Consider the following 17,027-nt stretch of genomic DNA (forward strand, 5'->3'; position numbering starts at 1 on the left):
ATGCCGCAGATCATTTTTCTGCCACACGCCGAGCACTGCCCGGACGGTATGGTGGTCGAGGCCGAAACCGGCAAATCCCTGCTGGAAGTGGCCCACGACAACCACATCGAGATCGAAAGCGCCTGCGGCGGCGTTTGTGCCTGCACCACGTGCCATTGCATCATTCGCGAAGGGTTTGACTCGCTGAACGAAGCCGATGAGCTCGAAGAAGACTACCTGGATCGCGCCTGGGGCCTGGAGCCGACGTCGCGCCTGACCTGTCAGGCCAAGGTCGGCACCGAGGACCTGGTGGTGGAGATCCCGAAATATTCGCTTAACCATGCGGCCGAAGCGCCGCACTGATGGTGACACTGTCATGAGCTATGGTTGGAATGATGTACGGCGCATCGCTGAGGAATTGGCCGAAGCGAAGCCAGACGTAGACCCGTTGACGGTCAACTTCGTCGATCTGCAGCGATGGATCATGGAGCTGCCCGACTTCGACAATGCTTCCGGCCGTTGCGGCGAGAAGGTCCTGGAGGCGGTTCAGACGCTCTGGATCGAAGAAATCGACTGATCGACCCGGCAGGTTAGGCAATACCCCTGAACCCGCGTATAATTCGCGGGTTTAATTTTTCACAAATTATCGTTTCTGGAGTTACACCATGGCTGTTCAACGTACTTTCTCCATCATCAAGCCTGACGCCGTTGCTAAAAACGTCATCGGCAAGATCGTTACCCGCTTCGAAGACGCTGGCCTGCGCGTTGTAGCTTCGAAAATGAAGCAACTGTCCAAGGCCGAGGCCGAAGGCTTCTACGCCGAGCACAGCGAGCGCGGTTTCTTCGGTGAACTGGTTGCCTTCATGACTTCCGGTCCGGTTGTCGTCCAGGTTCTGGAAGGCGAAAACGCTATCGCTCGCAACCGTGAGCTGATGGGCGCCACCAACCCTAAAGAAGCCGCTGCCGGCACCATCCGTGCTGACTTCGCCGAGTCCATCGACGCCAACGCCGTTCACGGTTCGGACTCCGAAGCCGCTGCTGCTCGCGAAATCGCTTACTTTTTCTCCGCTACTGAAGTAACCACTCGCTAAGCCCAGGCTTTTGAGTGAAGGTGAATCCATGACTACATCGAACGGCAAAACCAACCTGTTGGGCCTGACCCAGCCGGAAATGGAGAAATTTTTCGACTCGATCGGGGAGAAGCGTTTCCGTGCCGGCCAGGTGATGAAATGGATTCACCACTTCGGCGTCGACGACTTCGACGCCATGACGAATGTCGGCAAGGCCTTGCGCGAGAAGCTCAAGGCGGTTGCCGAGATTCGCGGCCCCGAAGTGGTCAGCGAGGACATCTCCAGCGACGGCACCCGTAAGTGGGTGGTGCGCGTGGCGTCCGGCAGCTGCGTCGAGACCGTCTACATTCCCCAGGGCAAACGCGGCACCTTGTGCGTTTCGTCCCAGGCAGGCTGTGCCCTGGATTGCAGTTTCTGCTCCACCGGCAAGCAAGGCTTCAACAGCAACCTCACCGCCGCCGAAGTGATCGGCCAGGTGTGGATTGCCAACAAATCCTTTGGCAGCGTCCCGGCGACCGTCGACCGTGCCATCACCAACGTGGTGATGATGGGCATGGGTGAGCCGCTGCTGAACTTCGACAATGTCGTGTCGGCCATGCACTTGATGATGGATGACCTGGGCTACGGCATTTCCAAGCGTCGGGTGACCCTGTCCACCTCCGGCGTGGTGCCGATGATCGATGAGCTGGCCAAGCACATCGACGTTTCCCTGGCGTTGTCGCTGCACGCACCCAATGACGCATTGCGTAACCAATTGGTGCCGATCAACAAGAAGTATCCGCTTAAGATGCTGCTCGAGTCATGCCAGCGCTACATGTCGGCCCTGGGCGAGAAGCGCGTGCTGACCATCGAGTACACCTTGCTCAAGGATGTGAACGACAAAGTCGAGCATGCGGTCGAGATGATCGAACTGCTCAAGAACATCCCGTGCAAGATCAACCTGATCCCGTTCAACCCGTTCCCGCATTCCGGTTACGAGCGTCCGAGCAACAATGCGATTCGTCGCTTCCAGGATCAGCTCCACCACGCTGGCTTCAACGTCACCGTGCGCACCACCCGCGGCGAAGACATCGACGCCGCGTGTGGCCAATTGGTAGGGCAGGTGCTGGATCGCACCCGTCGCAGCGAACGCTACATTGCCGTGCGCGAGTTGAACGCCTCCGACGATGTGGCGCAGAACGCTGCGAACAGTCACTAAGAGAGGAACTCTATGTCCCTGCGCTTCGCGCTCATCTTGCTGTTGGCCGGGCTGTGTTCCGGTTGTGTTCTGTCGGGTGACTACAACCCGATGAAAACCAGCAAGGGGCGCGATGAGGCGCGTGCGGCCTATGTACAGCTGGGCATTGGCTACTTGCAGCAGGGCATGACCGAACGGGCCAAGGTTCCGCTCAAGAAAGCCCTGGACCTGGACGACAATGACGCCGACGCCAACGCGGCCCTGGCCCTGGTGTTCCAGGCCGAACTGGAGTCGGAGCTGGCCGACCAGCATTTTCGCAAGGCGCTTTCGGCACGGCCCCAGGACGCACGGATCCTGAACAACTACGGCGGTTTTCTTTACGAGCAGAAGCGTTACAAGGAAGCCTACGAGCGCTTCGAGCAGGCCGCCGCCGACACCCTTTACCCAGAGCGCTCGCGGGTATTCGAGAACCTTGGCATGACGGCCGCGCAGTTGGGCCAGCGAGACCTGGCCCGCCAGCAGCTGGAAAAGGCCCTGCGCCTCAACCGCCAGCAACCGCGGGCCCTGCTGGAAATGGCTGAGTTGTCCTACGAAGACAGGCATTATGTGCCCGCGCGTGACTACTACGAGCGTTTTAGCCTGCTCAGCGAGCAAAATGCACGTAGTCTATTGCTCGGCGTTCGGCTGGCACATGTGTTTGAAGATCGCGACAAGGCTGCAAGTTATGGCCTGCAACTCAAAAGACTCTATCCCGGTACGCCGGAATATCAGCAATACCTGTCGGAGCAATGATGAAAGCGGCGCATCCCGAAGTTGTAGCAGCGACTCGCGTAAATCCCGGTGAGACCCTGCGTCAAGCCCGCGAAAGCAATGGTTGGTCGCTGGCCGAAGTGGCCCACAAGCTCAATCTCACCGTGACTTCCCTGAGCAACCTGGAAGCGGGCGCGTTCGACAAGCTGCCCGGGCACACCTTCGCCCGCGGCTATATCCGCGCCTATGCCAAGTTGCTCGGCATGGACCAGACCGTCCTGGTCCAGCAATTCGATCAATACACCGGTTCCGACGCCCAGGGCAGCAATGTGCACAGCCTGGGACGCATCGAGGAGCCGGTTCGTGTTTCCCACACGATCCTGCGCATTGTCAGCCTGTTGTTGCTGATCGCGGTGATCGGTGGCGGTTTCGTCTGGTGGCAGGACCAGACGTCCCAGCGCAACAAAGAGCCAGTGGCGATGAACCCCGAGCACGTCGAGGTCGAAGGCGCCGACGGCACGACCCAGATCCATCCGCTGGACGAGCCGGAAGACCAGGCCGTCGTGGAAGGCCAGGCCGAAGGCGAGACCAATCTGGCGCTGCCACAAAGCCCGGACGATGCCGACGCCCAGGCCGGCGCTGAGCCAGCTGTCCCGGCACCGACCACGCCTGCTGCCCCGAGCACGGGCGGCGCACCGATTGCCACCGCCCCTGCCGCGCCAGGCACGCCAGCGCCAACCGTGGCTGCGCCTGCCACCCACGCCGCTCCAGTCGCTCCGGCAGTGCCGGCCGCTCCAGCCACCCCGGCCGCCCCAGCCGCTCCGGCGACCTCGGTTGCCCCAGCTGCCGGTGAAGGCCAGGTCCAGATTCAGTTCACCGCGGATTGCTGGACCCAGGTCACAGACGGCAACGGCAAGGTCCTGTTCAGTGGCCTCAAGCGCAAGGGCGACAGCACGTCCATCAATGGCAAGCCGCCTTTCGCCGTACGCCTGGGTTATGCCCGTGGCGCGCAGGTCAGCTACAACGGCCAGCCGGTCGATGTGGCTCCGTTCACCAGTGGCGAGACCGCTCGCCTGAAGTTGGGTCAATAAGTCATGCACGGCGAATCTCCTATCAAGCGTCGCGAATCCCGAAAGATCTGGGTCGGCAACGTGCCCGTGGGCGGCGATGCACCTATCGCTGTACAGAGCATGACCAACAGCGACACCAATGACGTGGCCGCCACGGTCGCGCAGATCAACCGCCTGGAAGCCGCCGGTGTCGACATCGTGCGGGTTTCGGTGCCGGACATGGACGCCGCCGAGGCGTTCGGCAAGATCAAGCAACAGGTCAAGGTACCCTTGGTGGCCGACATTCACTTCGACTACCGTATCGCCCTGCGCGTGGCCGAGTTGGGTGTGGATTGCCTGCGCATCAATCCCGGCAACATCGGCCGCGAAGACCGCGTGCGTGCCGTGGTGGATGCCGCCCGCGACCGTGGCATCCCGATCCGTATCGGGGTGAACGCCGGTTCCCTGGAAAAAGACTTGCAAAAGAAATACGGCGAGCCGACCCCGGCGGCGCTGGTCGAGTCGGCGCTGCGTCACGTCGAGCACCTCGAACGCCTGAACTTCCAGGACTTCAAGGTCAGCGTGAAGGCCTCCGACGTGTTCATGGCCGTTGAAGCCTACCGGCTGCTGGCCAAGGAAATCGTCCAGCCGCTGCACCTGGGCATCACCGAAGCGGGCGGGTTGCGTTCGGGCACGGTGAAATCCGCCGTCGGCCTCGGTATGCTGCTCGCCGAAGGGATTGGCGATACCATCCGCATCTCGTTGGCGGCGGACCCGGTCGAGGAAGTGAAGGTCGGCTACGACATTCTCAAGTCCCTGCACCTGCGGTCCCGTGGCATCAACTTCATCGCCTGCCCGAGCTGCTCGCGGCAGAACTTCGATGTGGTCAAGACCATGAACGAGCTGGAAGGGCGACTCGAAGACCTGCTGGTGCCGCTGGATGTCGCGGTGATTGGCTGCGTGGTCAACGGGCCGGGCGAAGCCAAGGAGGCCCATATCGGCCTCACCGGCGGTACGCCGAACCTGATTTACATCGACGGCAAGCCGTCGCAGAAATTGACGAATGACAATCTGGTGGATGAGCTGGAACGGCTGATCCGCGAGAAGGCGGCCGAGAAGGTCGAGGCCGACGCAGCGGTGATCGCGCGCGGCTGATCGAACGAATTTAAGGAAAACCTGTGAGCAAGTCCCTGCAAGCCATTCGTGGCATGAACGACATCCTGCCCGAGCAGACGCCCCTGTGGCGCTATTTCGAGGGCACCGTGGCGCGTTTGCTGGATAACTACGGTTACCGGCAGATCCGCATGCCGATCGTCGAGTTCACCGAGTTGTTCAAGCGCTCGATCGGTGAAGTGACCGACATCGTCGAAAAAGAGATGTACACGTTCGACGATCGCAACGGCGATTCCCTGACCCTGCGCCCCGAAGGCACGGCGGCGTGCGTACGTGCAGTGCTCGAGCACGGCATCACCGGTGGTGGCCAGGTGCAGAAACTCTGGTACATCGGCCCGATGTTCCGTCACGAGCGTCCGCAGAAAGGCCGTTATCGCCAGTTCCACCAGATCGGCTGCGAAGTGTTCAACCTCGATGGCCCGGACATCGACGCCGAGCTGATCGTGCTGACCTGGCGCCTGTGGGGCGAGCTGGGCATTCGCGACGCGGTCAAGCTGGAGCTCAACAGCCTCGGCACCGCCGAAGCCCGTGCTCGCTACCGTGACGCGTTGGTGGAGTTCCTTTCGGCCCGCCTCGAGCACCTGGACGAAGACAGCCAGCGTCGGCTCAAGACCAACCCGCTGCGGGTGCTGGATACCAAGAACCCGGACACCCAGGCCGTGTTGGTGGATGCGCCGAAGCTGGCCGACTACTTGGACGAAGAGTCCCGCGTGCACTTCGAAGGCCTCAAGGCCCGTCTCGACGCCGCCGGCATTCCCTACGTGATCAACCCGAAACTGGTCCGAGGCCTGGATTACTACAGCAAGACCGTATTCGAATGGGTCACCGACAAGCTCGGTGCCCAGGGCACCGTGTGTGCCGGCGGCCGTTACGACGGGCTGGTGGAGCAGATGGGCGGCAAGCCGACCCCGGGTGTGGGCTTTGCCATGGGCATCGAGCGCCTGGTGCTGATGCTCGAGGCCTTGGACAAGGTGCCGCAAGCGCTGTCCCGTCAGGTTGACGTCTACCTCTGCGCGTTCGGCGAAGCGGCCGAGCTGGCGGCATTGTCCCTGAGCGAGCGGGTCCGCGACCAGTTGCCTGACCTGCGCCTGCAGATCAACGCCGGTGCCGGCAGCTTCAAGAGCCAGTTCAAGAAGGCCGACAAGAGCGGTGCGCTGTATGCACTGATCCTCGGTGACGACGAACTGGCCCAACAAGTGGTAGGTTTCAAACCCCTGCGTGGCCAGGGCGAACAACAAAGCATTGCCTGGGATGCGCTTGCTGCACACCTGGCCACCTGCGTCGTGCAGGGTTGAAGCTGTCAAACAGCCGATTTAGCGATTAAGGAGTATTGGGGTGTCGAGTACCGAAGATGAACAGCTGGCGGATTTGAAGGACTGGTGGACGCGCAATGGCAAGCCGCTGGTCACTGGCGGCCTGTTGGCGCTGGTCATCGTGTTCGGCTGGCAGGCCTACCAGAAATACCAGAACAACCAGTCGCAAGGCGCCTCGGTGCTCTATCAGCAATTGCTGGAAACCACCCTGACGCCAGACGGCAAGCCTGACGCGGCACGTGTCGCGGATCTGGCCGGCAAGCTCAACAGCGAGTTCGGCGGCACCGCGTACGCGCAGTACGGTCGCCTGTTCGTGGCCAAGGTAGCGGTGGACAACGGCAAGCTGGACGATGCCGCCATCGAGCTCAAGGGTATTGTCGACAAACCGGCCAACCCGACCCTGGGCGAAGTGGCGCGTCAGCGCCTGGCGCAGGTGCTGTCGGCACAGAACAAAGCCGAAGACGCCCTGAAGTTGCTTGACGGCGATGCCGACAAGGCCTTCCTGGCGACCCGCGAAGAACTCAAGGGCGACCTGCTGGTACAGCTGGGGCGCACCGATGAGGCTCACGCGGCCTACCAAAAAGCCAAGGCTGCGCTGTCGGATGAAGCCGCAGTCGGTGGCCTGCAAATCAAGCTGGACGACCTGGCCAAAGGGGATGCGTGACGTGATCCGTTGGAAACATGCAGCATTGCTGACCCTGGCCATTCTGGCCGCGGGTTGCAGCAGCAACAGCAAGAAAGAACTGCCTCCGGCCGAGCTGACCGATTTCAAAGAAGAAGTCGTGCTGCAGAAGCAATGGAGCCGTTCCATCGGCGAAGGCCAGGGCGAAACCTACAACATGCTGGTGCCGGCCATCGATGGCGACACGATCTACGCCGGTGACGTCACCGGTGAAGTGTATGCACTGGATCGCATGAACGGCGACACCAAGTGGGAGAAGGATCTCGAGCTGCCCGTGTCCGGCGCCGTGGGCGTGGGTTACGGTCTGGTCATGATCGGCACGCTCAAGGGGGAGATCGTCGCCCTCGATGCGAGCAGCGGCGAAGAGAAATGGCGCGCCCGCGTGTCCAGTGAAGTGCTCGCCCCGCCGGCCACCAACGGTGACGTGGTCGTGGTCCAGACCCAGGATGACCGTCTGATCGGCCTGGATGCCGCCACCGGCAACCAGCGCTGGATCTATGACAGCACACCGGCAGTACTGACCCTGCGCGGCACCAGCGCGCCTGTCGTCACCAACCGCCTCGCGGTGGCTGGCTTGTCGACGGGTAAGGTGGTCGCCCTGGACATCTCCAACGGCGTGCCGGTGTGGGAGCAGCGCGTTGCTGTGCCGCAAGGTCGTTCGGAACTGGAGCGCGTGGTCGACATCGACGGCGGCCTGCTGTTGTCCGGCGGTACACTGTACGTCGCCAGCTACCAGGGCCGCGTGGCCGCACTGGACCTGGAAAGCGGTCGTCCGCTGTGGCAACGCGATGCGTCCAGCTACGCCGGTGTCGCCCAAGGGTTTGGCAGCGTCTACGTGAGCCTGTCCTCGGGCACGGTCGAAGGCGTCGACGAGCGTTCCACCACCGCGTTGTGGAGCAATGATTCCTTGGCCCGCCGCCAGTTGTCGGCCCCGGAAGTGTTCTCCAGCTACGTTGCAGTGGGTGACCTGGAAGGTTACCTGCACCTGCTCAGCCAGGTAGACGGTCGTTTCGTCGGCCGTGAGCGCATCGACAGCGACGGCCTGCGTGCCCGTCCGCTGGTGGTGGGCAACATGATTTATGTGTATGGCAACAGCGGCAAGCTGGAAGCCCTGACCATCAAGTAAGACTATGCTTGGGGGTAATCCCCCAAGCGGCTGTACTTTGTGGGAGCGAGCTTGCTCGCGAAAGCGCCGGATCAGTCGATTTCCATGTCACTGGTCTACCGCTTTCGCGAGCAAGCCCGCTCCCACAGGACTGCCTCCGAGCACCAGCCGCTGCCTCGCAGCGGCTTTTGTATTTTCTGAAATAACGAAGTGGAGAGCCGCATGGTTCCCGTAATCGCCCTGGTGGGCCGACCGAACGTCGGCAAGTCCACCTTGTTCAATCGCCTGACCAGGACTCGCGACGCCATCGTCGGCGACTTGTCCGGTCTGACCCGTGATCGCCAATACGGTGAGGCCAAGTGGCAAGGGCGTACCTATATCCTGGTCGACACCGGCGGCATCTCCGGTGATGAACACGGCATGGACGAAAAAATGGCCGAGCAGTCGTTGCTCGCCATCGAAGAAGCTGATGTGGTGCTGTTCCTGGTAGACGCCAAGGCCGGTTTTACCGCCGCCGACCAGATGATCGCCGAGCATTTGCGCAAACGTAACAAGCGCTCCCACGTGGTGGCCAACAAGGTCGACAACATCGACCCGGACATGGCCCGCGCCGAATTCGCACCGTTGGGCATGGGCCAGGCGATCCCGATCGCCGGTGCCCACGGCCGTGGTATCAGCCAACTGCTGGAAATCGCCCTGGCGGACTTCCCGAAGGACGATGAAGACGAGCCGGAAGAGGGCGAAGAGGAAATCGTCGCCGAAGGCGAAGAAGCCAAGCGTATTCCGGGCCCGAGCGAAAAAGACGGTATCAAGATCGCCATCATCGGTCGTCCGAACGTGGGCAAGTCGACGCTGGTCAACCGCATGCTCGGTGAAGACCGGGTGATCGTGTATGACCAGCCCGGCACCACCCGCGACAGCATCTACATTCCCTTCGAACGCAACGAAGAGAAGTACACGCTGATCGACACCGCTGGTGTGCGCAAGCGCGGCAAGATCCACGAAGAAGTCGAAAAATTCTCCGTGGTCAAGACGTTGCAGGCGATCAAGGACGCCAACGTGGTGATCTTCGTGATGGACGCGCGCGAAGGCGTGGTCGATCACGACCTGAACCTGCTGGGCTTTGCCCTGGAGGCCGGTCGCGCATTGGTCATCGCGATCAACAAATGGGACGGCATGACGCCCAGCGAGCGGGATTTCGTGAAGGTCGAATTGCAGCGCCGGCTGTTCTTCGTCGACTTCGCCGACATCCACTTCATCTCGGCCCTGCACGGCACGGGCGTGGGCAACCTCTACGCCTCGGTGCAGAACTCGTTCAAGTCGGCGGTCACCCGCTGGCCGACCAACCGCCTGACCCAGATCCTCGAAGACGCCGTCGGCGAGCACGCGCCACCGATGGTCAACAACCGTCGGATCAAGCTGCGTTACGCCCACCTGGGTGGCGCCAACCCGCCGATCATCGTGATTCACGGTAACCAGATCGAGAAGGTGCCCAAGTCCTACGTCCGTTACCTGGAAAACACCTATCGCCGCGTCCTGAAGTTGGTCGGCACGCCGATCCGCATTGAGTTCAAGGGCGGCGAGAACCCGTACGAAGGCAACAAGAACACGCTCACCGACCGCCAGGTCAACAAGAAGCGCCGCTTGATGTCGCACCACAAGAAGGCCGATAAGAAGCGTCGCGACAAGCGTTGAGCCAACGCTGCCTGGAAGGCTTTTGTGGCGAGGGAGCTTGCTCCCGCTGGGCTGCGGAGCAACCCCAAATCTATCAGCGGCCACGCTGTAGCAGATGGAACGCAGGGGGCTGCTGCGCAGCCCAGCGGGAGCAAGCTCCCTCGCCACGGGGTATAGCCGCAACGAGAAGGGTGCCAACCGGCACCCTTTTTCATGCCCGACGATTGGGCTATTCTCGGTCTCTCCCGCGCCGCACCAGAGCCGGGCGCAGAGCAGGGACCGTTGATGATCACCAGCAAGTTGCCAAACGTCGGCATCACCATTTTCACCCAGATGTCCCAGCTTGCCGCGCAGACCGGCGCGTTGAACCTGTCCCAGGGGTTTCCCGATTTCGATGGCCCGCAGGCCTTGCGCGATGCGGTCGGTCGGCATGTTGCCCAAGGCCATAACCAGTATTCGCCCATGACCGGCCTGCCGGCCTTGCGCCAGCAGATCGCCGCGAAAATCACCCGCAGCTACGGCGCCAGCGTCGATGCCGACCAGGAGATCACCGTGACGCCTGGTGCGACCCAGGGGATTTTCTGTGCCATTGCCGCCGTGGTCCACCGTGGTGACGAAGTGATCGTGTTCGACCCTTGCTATGACAGCTACGAGCCCGCCGTAACGTTGGCCGGTGGGCGTTGCGTGCACGTGCAACTGGGCCTGGAAGATTTCGCCATCGACTTCCAGAAGCTTGGCGAAGCCTTGAGCCCGCGTACCCGCATGATCATCCTCAACACCCCGCACAACCCCAGCGGCGCGCTGATCAGCCGCGCCGAGCTGGATCGGTTGGCGACGTTGATTCGCGACCGCGATATCTACCTCGTCAGCGACGAAGTCTATGAACACCTGGTGTTCGACGGTGTGTCCCATGCCAGCGTGCTGGCCCACGAAGAACTGTACCAGCGGGCCTTCGTGGTCAGTTCGTTCGGCAAGACCTATCACGTCACGGGTTGGAAAACCGGCTACGTCGTGGCACCGCCGGCTCTGAGCGCGGAGCTGCGCAAGGTCCATCAGTACGTCAGTTTCTGCGGTGTGACGCCGTTGCAGTACGCCCTGGCCGACTACATGGCCGAGCACCCCGAGCACGTCGATGAGCTGCCGGCCTTCTACCAGGCCAAGCGTGACCTGTTCTGCGATCTGCTGGCCCCGTCGCGGTTCAGCTTCAAGCGTGTGGCCGGGACTTACTTCCAACTGGTGGATTACAGCCAGATCCGCCCGGACCTGAACGACGTCGACATGGCGGTCTGGCTGACCCGTGAACACGGCGTGGCGACGATTCCGGTGTCGGTGTTCTACCAGGACCCACCCCAAGGCCAGCGTCTGGTGCGCCTGTGCTTTGCCAAACGCGAGGAGACGCTGCGTGAAGCAGCGGAAAAACTATGCGTGATTTGAGCGCGTTGCCGAACCTCGACATTGCCCTGATCCAGACCACGCTGGCCTGGCACGATCGCCAGGCCAACCTGGAGCATTTCGAAGGCCTGTTGGAGCAGGCACGCGGGGCGGACCTGATCATCCTCCCGGAAATGTTCACCACCGGGTTTTCCATGGAGTCGCACACCCTGGCGGAGCCGGAGCACGGCCCCACCAGCGTGTGGCTTCGCACCCAGGCGGCGCGGCTCGATGCGGTGATCACCGGCAGCCTGATTGTCCAGGCCGCCGACGGTAGCCACCGCAACCGCCTGCTCTGGGTGCGGCCGGACGGTGAAATGCTGCATTACGACAAGCGTCATCTGTTTCGCATGGCGGGAGAGCACAACCACTACACGCCGGGGGAGCGCCAGGTGCTGTTCGAGCTCAAGGGCTGGCGGGTTCGTCCGCTGATCTGCTACGACCTGCGCTTTCCGGTCTGGAGCCGCGACGCCGAGGACACCGACCTGCTGCTGTACACCGCCAACTGGCCAGGTGCGCGTCGCCAGCATTGGAACCGGCTCCTGCCGGCCCGGGCGATCGAGAACCTGTGTTATGTCGCCGCGGTGAACCGCATCGGTACCGATGGCAAGGGCTTCGCCTACACCGGCGACAGCCAGGTGCTGGATTTCCAGGGCGAGACCTTGCTCAGCGCCGGCGACGCCGATGGTGTGTTCACGGTGCGCTTGAACGCCGCGGACCTGGCAGCGTACCGCACGCGGTTTCCCGCGAACCTGGATGCAGATGACTTCGAATTCATCTAAATGTAACGATTCAGCTCTTTAGAAAGGGCGCCGTAGGCCGATAGAAGGTCATCCAAGGAGGCGTACCCATGACCACTATCAGCGCAACTACCGTAAACCCTTATCCGCTTTCGGCCCCCACCGTTCGGATCAAGGGCGCTGGCGAAGAAACGGCGACTACCACGACAGCGACCGAAGCTGGCGATGAGCAGGGGAAAACACTGAAAGTCGACACCAGCGGCACCAACGTTGCGGGTGCGCCTTCCAGCAGCAATATCGATGTCATCGAGCAGTTGAAGAAGCAAATCGAGCAGGCTGAGAAGCTCTTGGCTCAGCAGCAAGCTGAACTGGCCCGGGTACAAAAAAGCCAGGCCAATGCAGAGCAGAAGACCCAGCAGGCGATGGCCATCCAGACCCAGATCATGGGCACCCAGGCCGCCTTGCAAACCCTGCGTGCATCGTTGCTGCAGGCGATGACCGGCCCTGTCGACACCCATGCTTGACATTGGGGGGCTGAGCCGCCGTTTTCGCGAGCAAGCTTGCTCCCACAAGAGCCGAACGCAGAACGTCCGTTAATGCCAGTCCACAAAAAAGCCCCTGGGTTCACACCCCGGGGCTTTTTTGTATTCAGCGGTGGATCAGGCCGCTTTGGCTTCTGTCTGGCTCAGCGAGCGGTTCAGCGCGCTGAACAGGGCCTTGAAGCTGGCGGTGGTGATGTTTTCATCGATGCCCACGCCGTGCACCGCGCGCTCACCGTTGACCCGCAGCTCGATGTAGGCCGCGGCCTTGGCGTTGGTCCCGGCGCCGATGGCGTGTTCGTTGTAGTCCATGATTTCCACCGGCACCGGCAGGCCGGCCACCAGGGCTTCCAGGGCGCCGTTGCCCTTGCCGCGCCAATGCAGGTTGGTCTCGCCCTGGCCCTTGCTGGCCACTTCGACTTCCACCGCGCTGTTGCCGTTCTCTTCCTGCAGGCGATGGCTGACCAGCGCATACGGGGTGTTGGCTTGCAGGTACTCGCTGTGGAGCAGGGCGTGGATCTGCTGGGCGGTCATCTCCAGGCCGAGGCGATCGGTTTCGCGCTGGACCACCTGGCTGAACTCGATCTGCATGCGCCGTGGCAGGCTGATGCCGTATTCCTGTTCCAGCAGGTAGGCGATGCCGCCCTTGCCGGACTGGCTGTTCACCCGAATCACTGCCTCGTAGCTGCGACCGATGTCGGCCGGGTCGATCGGCAGGTACGGCACTTCCCACAGGGTGTCCGGTTTCTGCTGGGCGAAGCCCTTGCGGATGGCGTCCTGGTGCGAACCGGAGAACGCGGTGTGGACCAGGTCGCCCACATACGGGTGACGCGGGTGCACCGGGATCTGGTTGCATTCCTCGACCACCTTGCGCACGCCGTCGATGTCGGAGAAGTCCAGCTCAGGGTCGATGCCCTGGGTGTAGAGGTTCAGTGCCACGGTCACCAGGTCGACGTTGCCAGTACGCTCGCCGTTGCCGAACAGGCAGCCTTCGACACGGTCGGCGCCGGCCATCAGGCCCAGCTCGGTGGCGGCTACGCCGGTGCCACGGTCGTTGTGGGTGTGCAGGCTGATGATCACGCTGTCACGGCGGTTGATGTGGCGGCCGAACCATTCGATCTGGTCGGCGTAGATGTTCGGGGTGGCGACTTCCACGGTGGCCGGCAGGTTGAGGATCACCTTGCGCTCGGGCGTCGGGTTCCAGACTTCGATCACCGCGTCGCAGACTTCCTTGGCGAACTCGAGCTCGGTGGCGCTGAAGGTTTCCGGCGAGTATTCGAACTGCCATTGGGTTTCCGGTTGCTGCGCAGCGTACTTGACGAACAGCTTGGCCGCGTTCACCGCGATTTCCTTCACGCCTTCCTTGTCCTGGTTGAACACGATGCGGCGGAACGACGGGCAGGTGGCGTTATACAGGTGGACGATGGCTTTCTTCGCCCCGCGCAGGGATTCGAAGGTCCGCGCAATAAGGTCTTCGCGAGCCTGGGTCAGCACCTGGATGGTGGTGTCGTCCGGGATGTGGCCTTCTTCGATGAGGGTGCGCACGAAGTCGAAGTCGGTCTGCGAAGCGGCCGGGAACGACGCTTCGATTTCCTTCACGCCGACGGCGACCAGGGTTTTCCAGAAGCGCAGCTTCTTCGCGGCGTCCATCGGCTCGATCAGCGACTGGTTGCCGTCACGCAGGTCGGAGCTGCACCAGATCGGCGCGGCGGTGATGGTCTTCGACGGCCAGGTGCGATCCGGCAGGTTGATGGTCGGGAAGGCGCGGTACTTGGAAGACGGGTCTTTGAGCATGCTCATCGGGGGAATCCTTTTGTTGTCGTGGCCGGAAAAAGGCGGCCTGCCGGTGGTTCGAACGGGGGTGGCTTCATAGCCTGGACGAGGTGCCGCGATTCAGCCCGGCAGTCGTGCGCTGACGAGGCACAGGCTGCGGTGCTGGCGAAGCTGGATGAGGGTGTGAGAGGTTTTCATGCCCCCAACCCTAACCGTGTGAGGGGAGGATCGCAAGCAGTCGGAAAAAATTGAGAGAAGTTCTGATTTTTGGCGGGTTTGCGAGATTTAATCGCGTATGTGTCAGGTATGGATATCAGGAATTGCGTCGATGTTTTGAGCTTGGCAATTTGCGGACGGTGGCGATGCAGCTGTCGTCATCGCGAGCAAGCTGAACTGGTCAAGTAATTCTGGACACCCGTTAAGGTTTCACGCCGCCAGTTTCTCCATAGCTACCGGCGACCGGTAATCGTTGTAGCTATGGAGCCTGACGTTGTTGTATCGCATCACATAGCGTTGCACATCCACGCGGGCTTCATGCTCCGAGCTGTAGCCCGCTTCGGGCACCCACTCTGACTTCAGGCTGCCAAAGAAACGCTCCATCGGGGCATTGTCCCAGCACTCACCTTTGCGACTCATGCTTTGCAGAAGCCCATGTTTGCGCACCTCATTCCTGAATTTGTGGCTGGTGTATTGGCAACCTTGATCAGAATGAAACAACACTTCTTTTGGGCCGCCTCGCAATTGAACCGCCATCCGCAACGCTTCGCAGGTCAGAGTGGCGTCGGAAATCATTGAAAATGACCATCCCACGATCCGACGAGCAAATAGATCCAAAACCGCCGCGAAATACATCCAGCGTCTGCCGACCTTGATGTACGTGACATCGCCGCACCACACCTGGTCGATCGCCGTGACGTCAAACTTGCGTTTGAGCACATGCGGCGCTACCAGCGCTTCCACGCCAGAAGATTTGTACTTGTGCCGACGCCGCTGATGACTGGCAATACCGGCCTCGCGCATCAAACTGCGGGCCATATGGCGCCCGACGCGATGCCCCTTGGCTTGCAGCTCCTTGGAAAGGGTGCGAGACCCAGCAGAGGCTCTGGAGTCCTTGTGATGTTTGACCAGCACGGCTTTAAGTCTCTCTCGTTCAGGTTTCACCTTGCCTTGGCGCTGACGCCAGGTGTAAAAGCTGCTGCGGTTGACTCCAAACGCCCGACAGCAATTGTTAACGCCGTACTGCTCATCCAGCTCGTTGATCAACGAGAATGATCTTTGGAGTCCAAAAGCAGGAGAGCACTGGCCTTTTTTAGGATTTCAATGTCCAGGTCTTTTTGCCTGAGCAGCGCTTTGAGCTGCTGAATCTCTCGCTGCTCGGCGGTAATTGCCTTGGCCCCCTGCGGAGTGGTGCCCAAACGCTCTTGGCGAACCTGATCAACCCAACGGCGCAATGCGGTAGGGCCAATATCCAGACTGGCGTAGACTTCGGGAACTGACTGGCCTTCGTCCAGCACCAAGCTGGCAGCCTTGAGCTTGAACTCTCGGGAATAAGATTTACGCATATCCAACACCTCAGATTTGGGCGCCATCATAGCGCCCGATTGAAGTGTCCAAAATCATTAGGCCAGTTCAAGCTCGCTCCCACAGGGGATCTTTGTGGGGCGCAAGGGGGAGCACAACAAATCCCAATGTGGGAGCGAGCTTGCTCGCGATGAGGCCGGTAGCCCCAGCACAAATCTCAGGGCTGGAACGCCCCGATAAAAATGGCCGGATCCACCCGTGCATCGTTCAGGCTGATGTTCCAGTGCATGTGCGGCCCGGTCGCCCGGCCCGTGGAGCCGACCTTGCCCACCACCGTGCCCCGTGCCAGTTGCTGGCCGACCTTCACGTCGATCTTCGACATGTGGCAGAACATGCTGATGAAGCCTTGGCCGTGGTCGACGAACACCGTGTTGCCGTTAAAGAAGTAGTTGCCGGTGAGGATCACCTTGCCGGCGGCCGGGGTCTTGATGGGCGTACCGGCGGGCACGGCGAAGTCGAGGCCCGCGTGGGGGTTGCGTTCTTCGCCGTTGAAGAAGCGGCGCACACCGAACTTGCTCGACAGCGGGCCGTTGACGGGTTTGTCCAGCAACAGGTTGCTGGGGATGTTCGGGCTGAAGCTGCGGTAGGCCTTCAATTGCACGGCCAGTTCGGCGTCGATGCGCTTGAGGTCCGCCGGGTTCGGGTTGACCTGGCGTTTGTTCGCCAGGGTGATGTGCTGTTCGGGGTATTTCTTGTAGCCGACCACGAACGGTTGGGTGGTCCCGCCGCTGCTGATCTGCTGGGTGCCGGGTTGGACGGTCAACGGGATGCCGACAATCGCCAGCCAGTTGTTCTGTTCCTTGACCACCAGCACCGGCTTGCCCTGATAGCTGGCTTTCGGCGCCAGGGCTGCGCTGCCCAGGTCCACCACGGCCACGCCGCCGGGCACCGGTTTGTTCAACAGGCGGGTGATGTAGCTGTCGGCGTGGGCCTGGGCGGCCAGGCACAGCAACAGCAGCGGTGCCAGGGCGGAGAGGGAAAGTCGCGGCAT

Annotated in this window: 18 protein-coding genes; 14 read left to right on the forward strand and 4 right to left on the reverse strand. The window is 61.6% G+C overall.

Features of this window, described 5'->3' with window-relative positions:
* The 14 genes from fdx to AD664_RS15870 all read left to right on the forward strand — a co-directional run bounded on the left by fdx (position 1) and on the right by AD664_RS15870 (position 12,667).
* Positions 1–342: an ISC system 2Fe-2S type ferredoxin gene (gene fdx / locus AD664_RS15805; protein ID WP_042727996.1), complete on the forward strand. Its 342-nt coding sequence runs from the start codon at positions 1–3 to the stop codon at positions 340–342.
* 13 nt (positions 343–355) lie between these two features.
* On the forward strand, positions 356–556 hold the full coding sequence (iscX, locus tag AD664_RS15810) for a Fe-S cluster assembly protein IscX (RefSeq protein WP_042727995.1): 201 nt from the start codon (positions 356–358) through the stop codon (positions 554–556).
* 88 nt (positions 557–644) lie between these two features.
* Positions 645–1,070 carry a nucleoside-diphosphate kinase gene (ndk, locus tag AD664_RS15815; protein WP_042727994.1) on the forward strand — a complete coding sequence of 142 codons (426 nt, stop codon included), beginning with the start codon at positions 645–647 and terminating at the stop codon, positions 1,068–1,070.
* 28 nt (positions 1,071–1,098) lie between these two features.
* A complete protein-coding gene (gene rlmN, locus AD664_RS15820; protein WP_042727993.1) occupies positions 1,099–2,247 on the forward strand; it encodes a 23S rRNA (adenine(2503)-C(2))-methyltransferase RlmN in 1,149 nt (382 codons plus the stop codon).
* Between the two features lie 12 nt (positions 2,248–2,259).
* On the forward strand, positions 2,260–3,018 hold the full coding sequence (gene pilW, locus AD664_RS15825) for a type IV pilus biogenesis/stability protein PilW (RefSeq protein ID WP_042727992.1): 759 nt from the start codon (positions 2,260–2,262) through the stop codon (positions 3,016–3,018).
* Positions 3,018–4,067: a RodZ family helix-turn-helix domain-containing protein gene (locus tag AD664_RS15830; RefSeq protein WP_053147789.1), complete on the forward strand. Its 1,050-nt coding sequence runs from the start codon at positions 3,018–3,020 to the stop codon at positions 4,065–4,067. The genes pilW and AD664_RS15830 overlap by 1 nt, the downstream gene beginning before the upstream one ends.
* 3 nt (positions 4,068–4,070) lie before the next feature.
* Complete coding sequence (gene ispG / locus AD664_RS15835; protein ID WP_053147791.1) at positions 4,071–5,180, forward strand: flavodoxin-dependent (E)-4-hydroxy-3-methylbut-2-enyl-diphosphate synthase; 1,110 nt, start codon at positions 4,071–4,073, stop codon at positions 5,178–5,180.
* Positions 5,181–5,203: 23 nt separating this feature from the next.
* Positions 5,204–6,493, forward strand: a complete 1,290-nt coding sequence (gene hisS, locus AD664_RS15840; RefSeq protein ID WP_053147793.1) for a histidine--tRNA ligase — start codon at positions 5,204–5,206, stop codon at positions 6,491–6,493.
* 40 nt (positions 6,494–6,533) lie between these two features.
* Entirely contained in the window at positions 6,534–7,175 is a 642-nt protein-coding gene (locus tag AD664_RS15845) for a tetratricopeptide repeat protein (protein WP_053147795.1), read from the forward strand.
* Positions 7,168–8,319 (forward strand): outer membrane protein assembly factor BamB, encoded by a 1,152-nt coding sequence (gene bamB, locus AD664_RS15850; RefSeq protein WP_053147797.1) that lies wholly within the window; start codon positions 7,168–7,170, stop codon positions 8,317–8,319. Before AD664_RS15845 ends, bamB begins: the two co-directional genes overlap by 8 nt.
* A 201-nt stretch (positions 8,320–8,520) precedes the next feature.
* Positions 8,521–9,993, forward strand: a complete 1,473-nt coding sequence (der, locus tag AD664_RS15855; RefSeq protein WP_042727987.1) for a ribosome biogenesis GTPase Der — start codon at positions 8,521–8,523, stop codon at positions 9,991–9,993.
* A gap of 264 nt (positions 9,994–10,257) precedes the next feature.
* On the forward strand, positions 10,258–11,406 hold the full coding sequence (locus tag AD664_RS15860) for a pyridoxal phosphate-dependent aminotransferase (RefSeq protein ID WP_047736788.1): 1,149 nt from the start codon (positions 10,258–10,260) through the stop codon (positions 11,404–11,406).
* On the forward strand, positions 11,394–12,185 hold the full coding sequence (locus AD664_RS15865; RefSeq protein WP_053147871.1) for an amidohydrolase: 792 nt from the start codon (positions 11,394–11,396) through the stop codon (positions 12,183–12,185). Before AD664_RS15860 ends, AD664_RS15865 begins: the two co-directional genes overlap by 13 nt.
* A gap of 68 nt (positions 12,186–12,253) precedes the next feature.
* Positions 12,254–12,667, forward strand: a complete 414-nt coding sequence (locus AD664_RS15870; RefSeq protein ID WP_053147799.1) for a hypothetical protein — start codon at positions 12,254–12,256, stop codon at positions 12,665–12,667.
* 135 nt (positions 12,668–12,802) lie between these two features.
* On the opposite strand, the gene leuA is transcribed toward AD664_RS15870, so the two are convergent.
* From leuA to AD664_RS15890, 4 genes are all read right to left on the reverse strand, one after another.
* Positions 12,803–14,482, reverse strand: a complete 1,680-nt coding sequence (gene leuA / locus AD664_RS15875; RefSeq protein WP_053147801.1) for a 2-isopropylmalate synthase — start codon at positions 14,480–14,482, stop codon at positions 12,803–12,805.
* A 399-nt stretch (positions 14,483–14,881) separates the two neighbouring features.
* Positions 14,882–15,718, reverse strand: a complete 837-nt coding sequence (locus tag AD664_RS15880; protein ID WP_053147804.1) for an IS3 family transposase — start codon at positions 15,716–15,718, stop codon at positions 14,882–14,884.
* Entirely contained in the window at positions 15,715–16,017 is a 303-nt protein-coding gene (locus AD664_RS27905) for a transposase (RefSeq protein ID WP_053147873.1), read from the reverse strand. Before AD664_RS27905 ends, AD664_RS15880 begins: the two co-directional genes overlap by 4 nt.
* A gap of 176 nt (positions 16,018–16,193) precedes the next feature.
* Complete coding sequence (locus AD664_RS15890) at positions 16,194–17,027, reverse strand: peptidoglycan DD-metalloendopeptidase family protein (RefSeq protein WP_053147806.1); 834 nt, start codon at positions 17,025–17,027, stop codon at positions 16,194–16,196.

It is taken from the genome of Pseudomonas sp. P97.38, assembly GCF_001269745.1.
In the GTDB taxonomy this organism is placed as follows: Bacteria; Pseudomonadota; Gammaproteobacteria; order Pseudomonadales; family Pseudomonadaceae; genus Aquipseudomonas; species Aquipseudomonas chlororaphis_E.

Bases quoted from the DNA above. Each gene is read 5' to 3' on its own strand.
- pilW (WP_042727992.1), top strand. From the start codon at position 2,260: ATGTCCCTGCGCTTCGCGCTCATCTTGCTGTTGGCCGGGCTGTGTTCC.
- AD664_RS15860 (WP_047736788.1), top strand. From the start codon at position 10,258: ATGATCACCAGCAAGTTGCCAAACGTCGGCATCACCATTTTCACCCAG.
- AD664_RS27905 (WP_053147873.1), bottom strand. From the start codon at position 16,017: ATGCGTAAATCTTATTCCCGAGAGTTCAAGCTCAAGGCTGCCAGCTTG.
- der (WP_042727987.1), top strand. From the start codon at position 8,521: ATGGTTCCCGTAATCGCCCTGGTGGGCCGACCGAACGTCGGCAAGTCC.
- AD664_RS15830 (WP_053147789.1), top strand. From the start codon at position 3,018: ATGAAAGCGGCGCATCCCGAAGTTGTAGCAGCGACTCGCGTAAATCCC.
- iscX (WP_042727995.1), top strand. From the start codon at position 356: ATGAGCTATGGTTGGAATGATGTACGGCGCATCGCTGAGGAATTGGCC.
- leuA (WP_053147801.1), bottom strand. From the start codon at position 14,482: ATGAGCATGCTCAAAGACCCGTCTTCCAAGTACCGCGCCTTCCCGACC.
- rlmN (WP_042727993.1), top strand. From the start codon at position 1,099: ATGACTACATCGAACGGCAAAACCAACCTGTTGGGCCTGACCCAGCCG.
- bamB (WP_053147797.1), top strand. From the start codon at position 7,168: ATGCGTGACGTGATCCGTTGGAAACATGCAGCATTGCTGACCCTGGCC.
- AD664_RS15865 (WP_053147871.1), top strand. From the start codon at position 11,394: ATGCGTGATTTGAGCGCGTTGCCGAACCTCGACATTGCCCTGATCCAG.
- ispG (WP_053147791.1), top strand. From the start codon at position 4,071: ATGCACGGCGAATCTCCTATCAAGCGTCGCGAATCCCGAAAGATCTGG.
- AD664_RS15890 (WP_053147806.1), bottom strand. From the start codon at position 17,027: ATGCCGCGACTTTCCCTCTCCGCCCTGGCACCGCTGCTGTTGCTGTGC.
- AD664_RS15870 (WP_053147799.1), top strand. From the start codon at position 12,254: ATGACCACTATCAGCGCAACTACCGTAAACCCTTATCCGCTTTCGGCC.
- fdx (WP_042727996.1), top strand. From the start codon at position 1: ATGCCGCAGATCATTTTTCTGCCACACGCCGAGCACTGCCCGGACGGT.
- ndk (WP_042727994.1), top strand. From the start codon at position 645: ATGGCTGTTCAACGTACTTTCTCCATCATCAAGCCTGACGCCGTTGCT.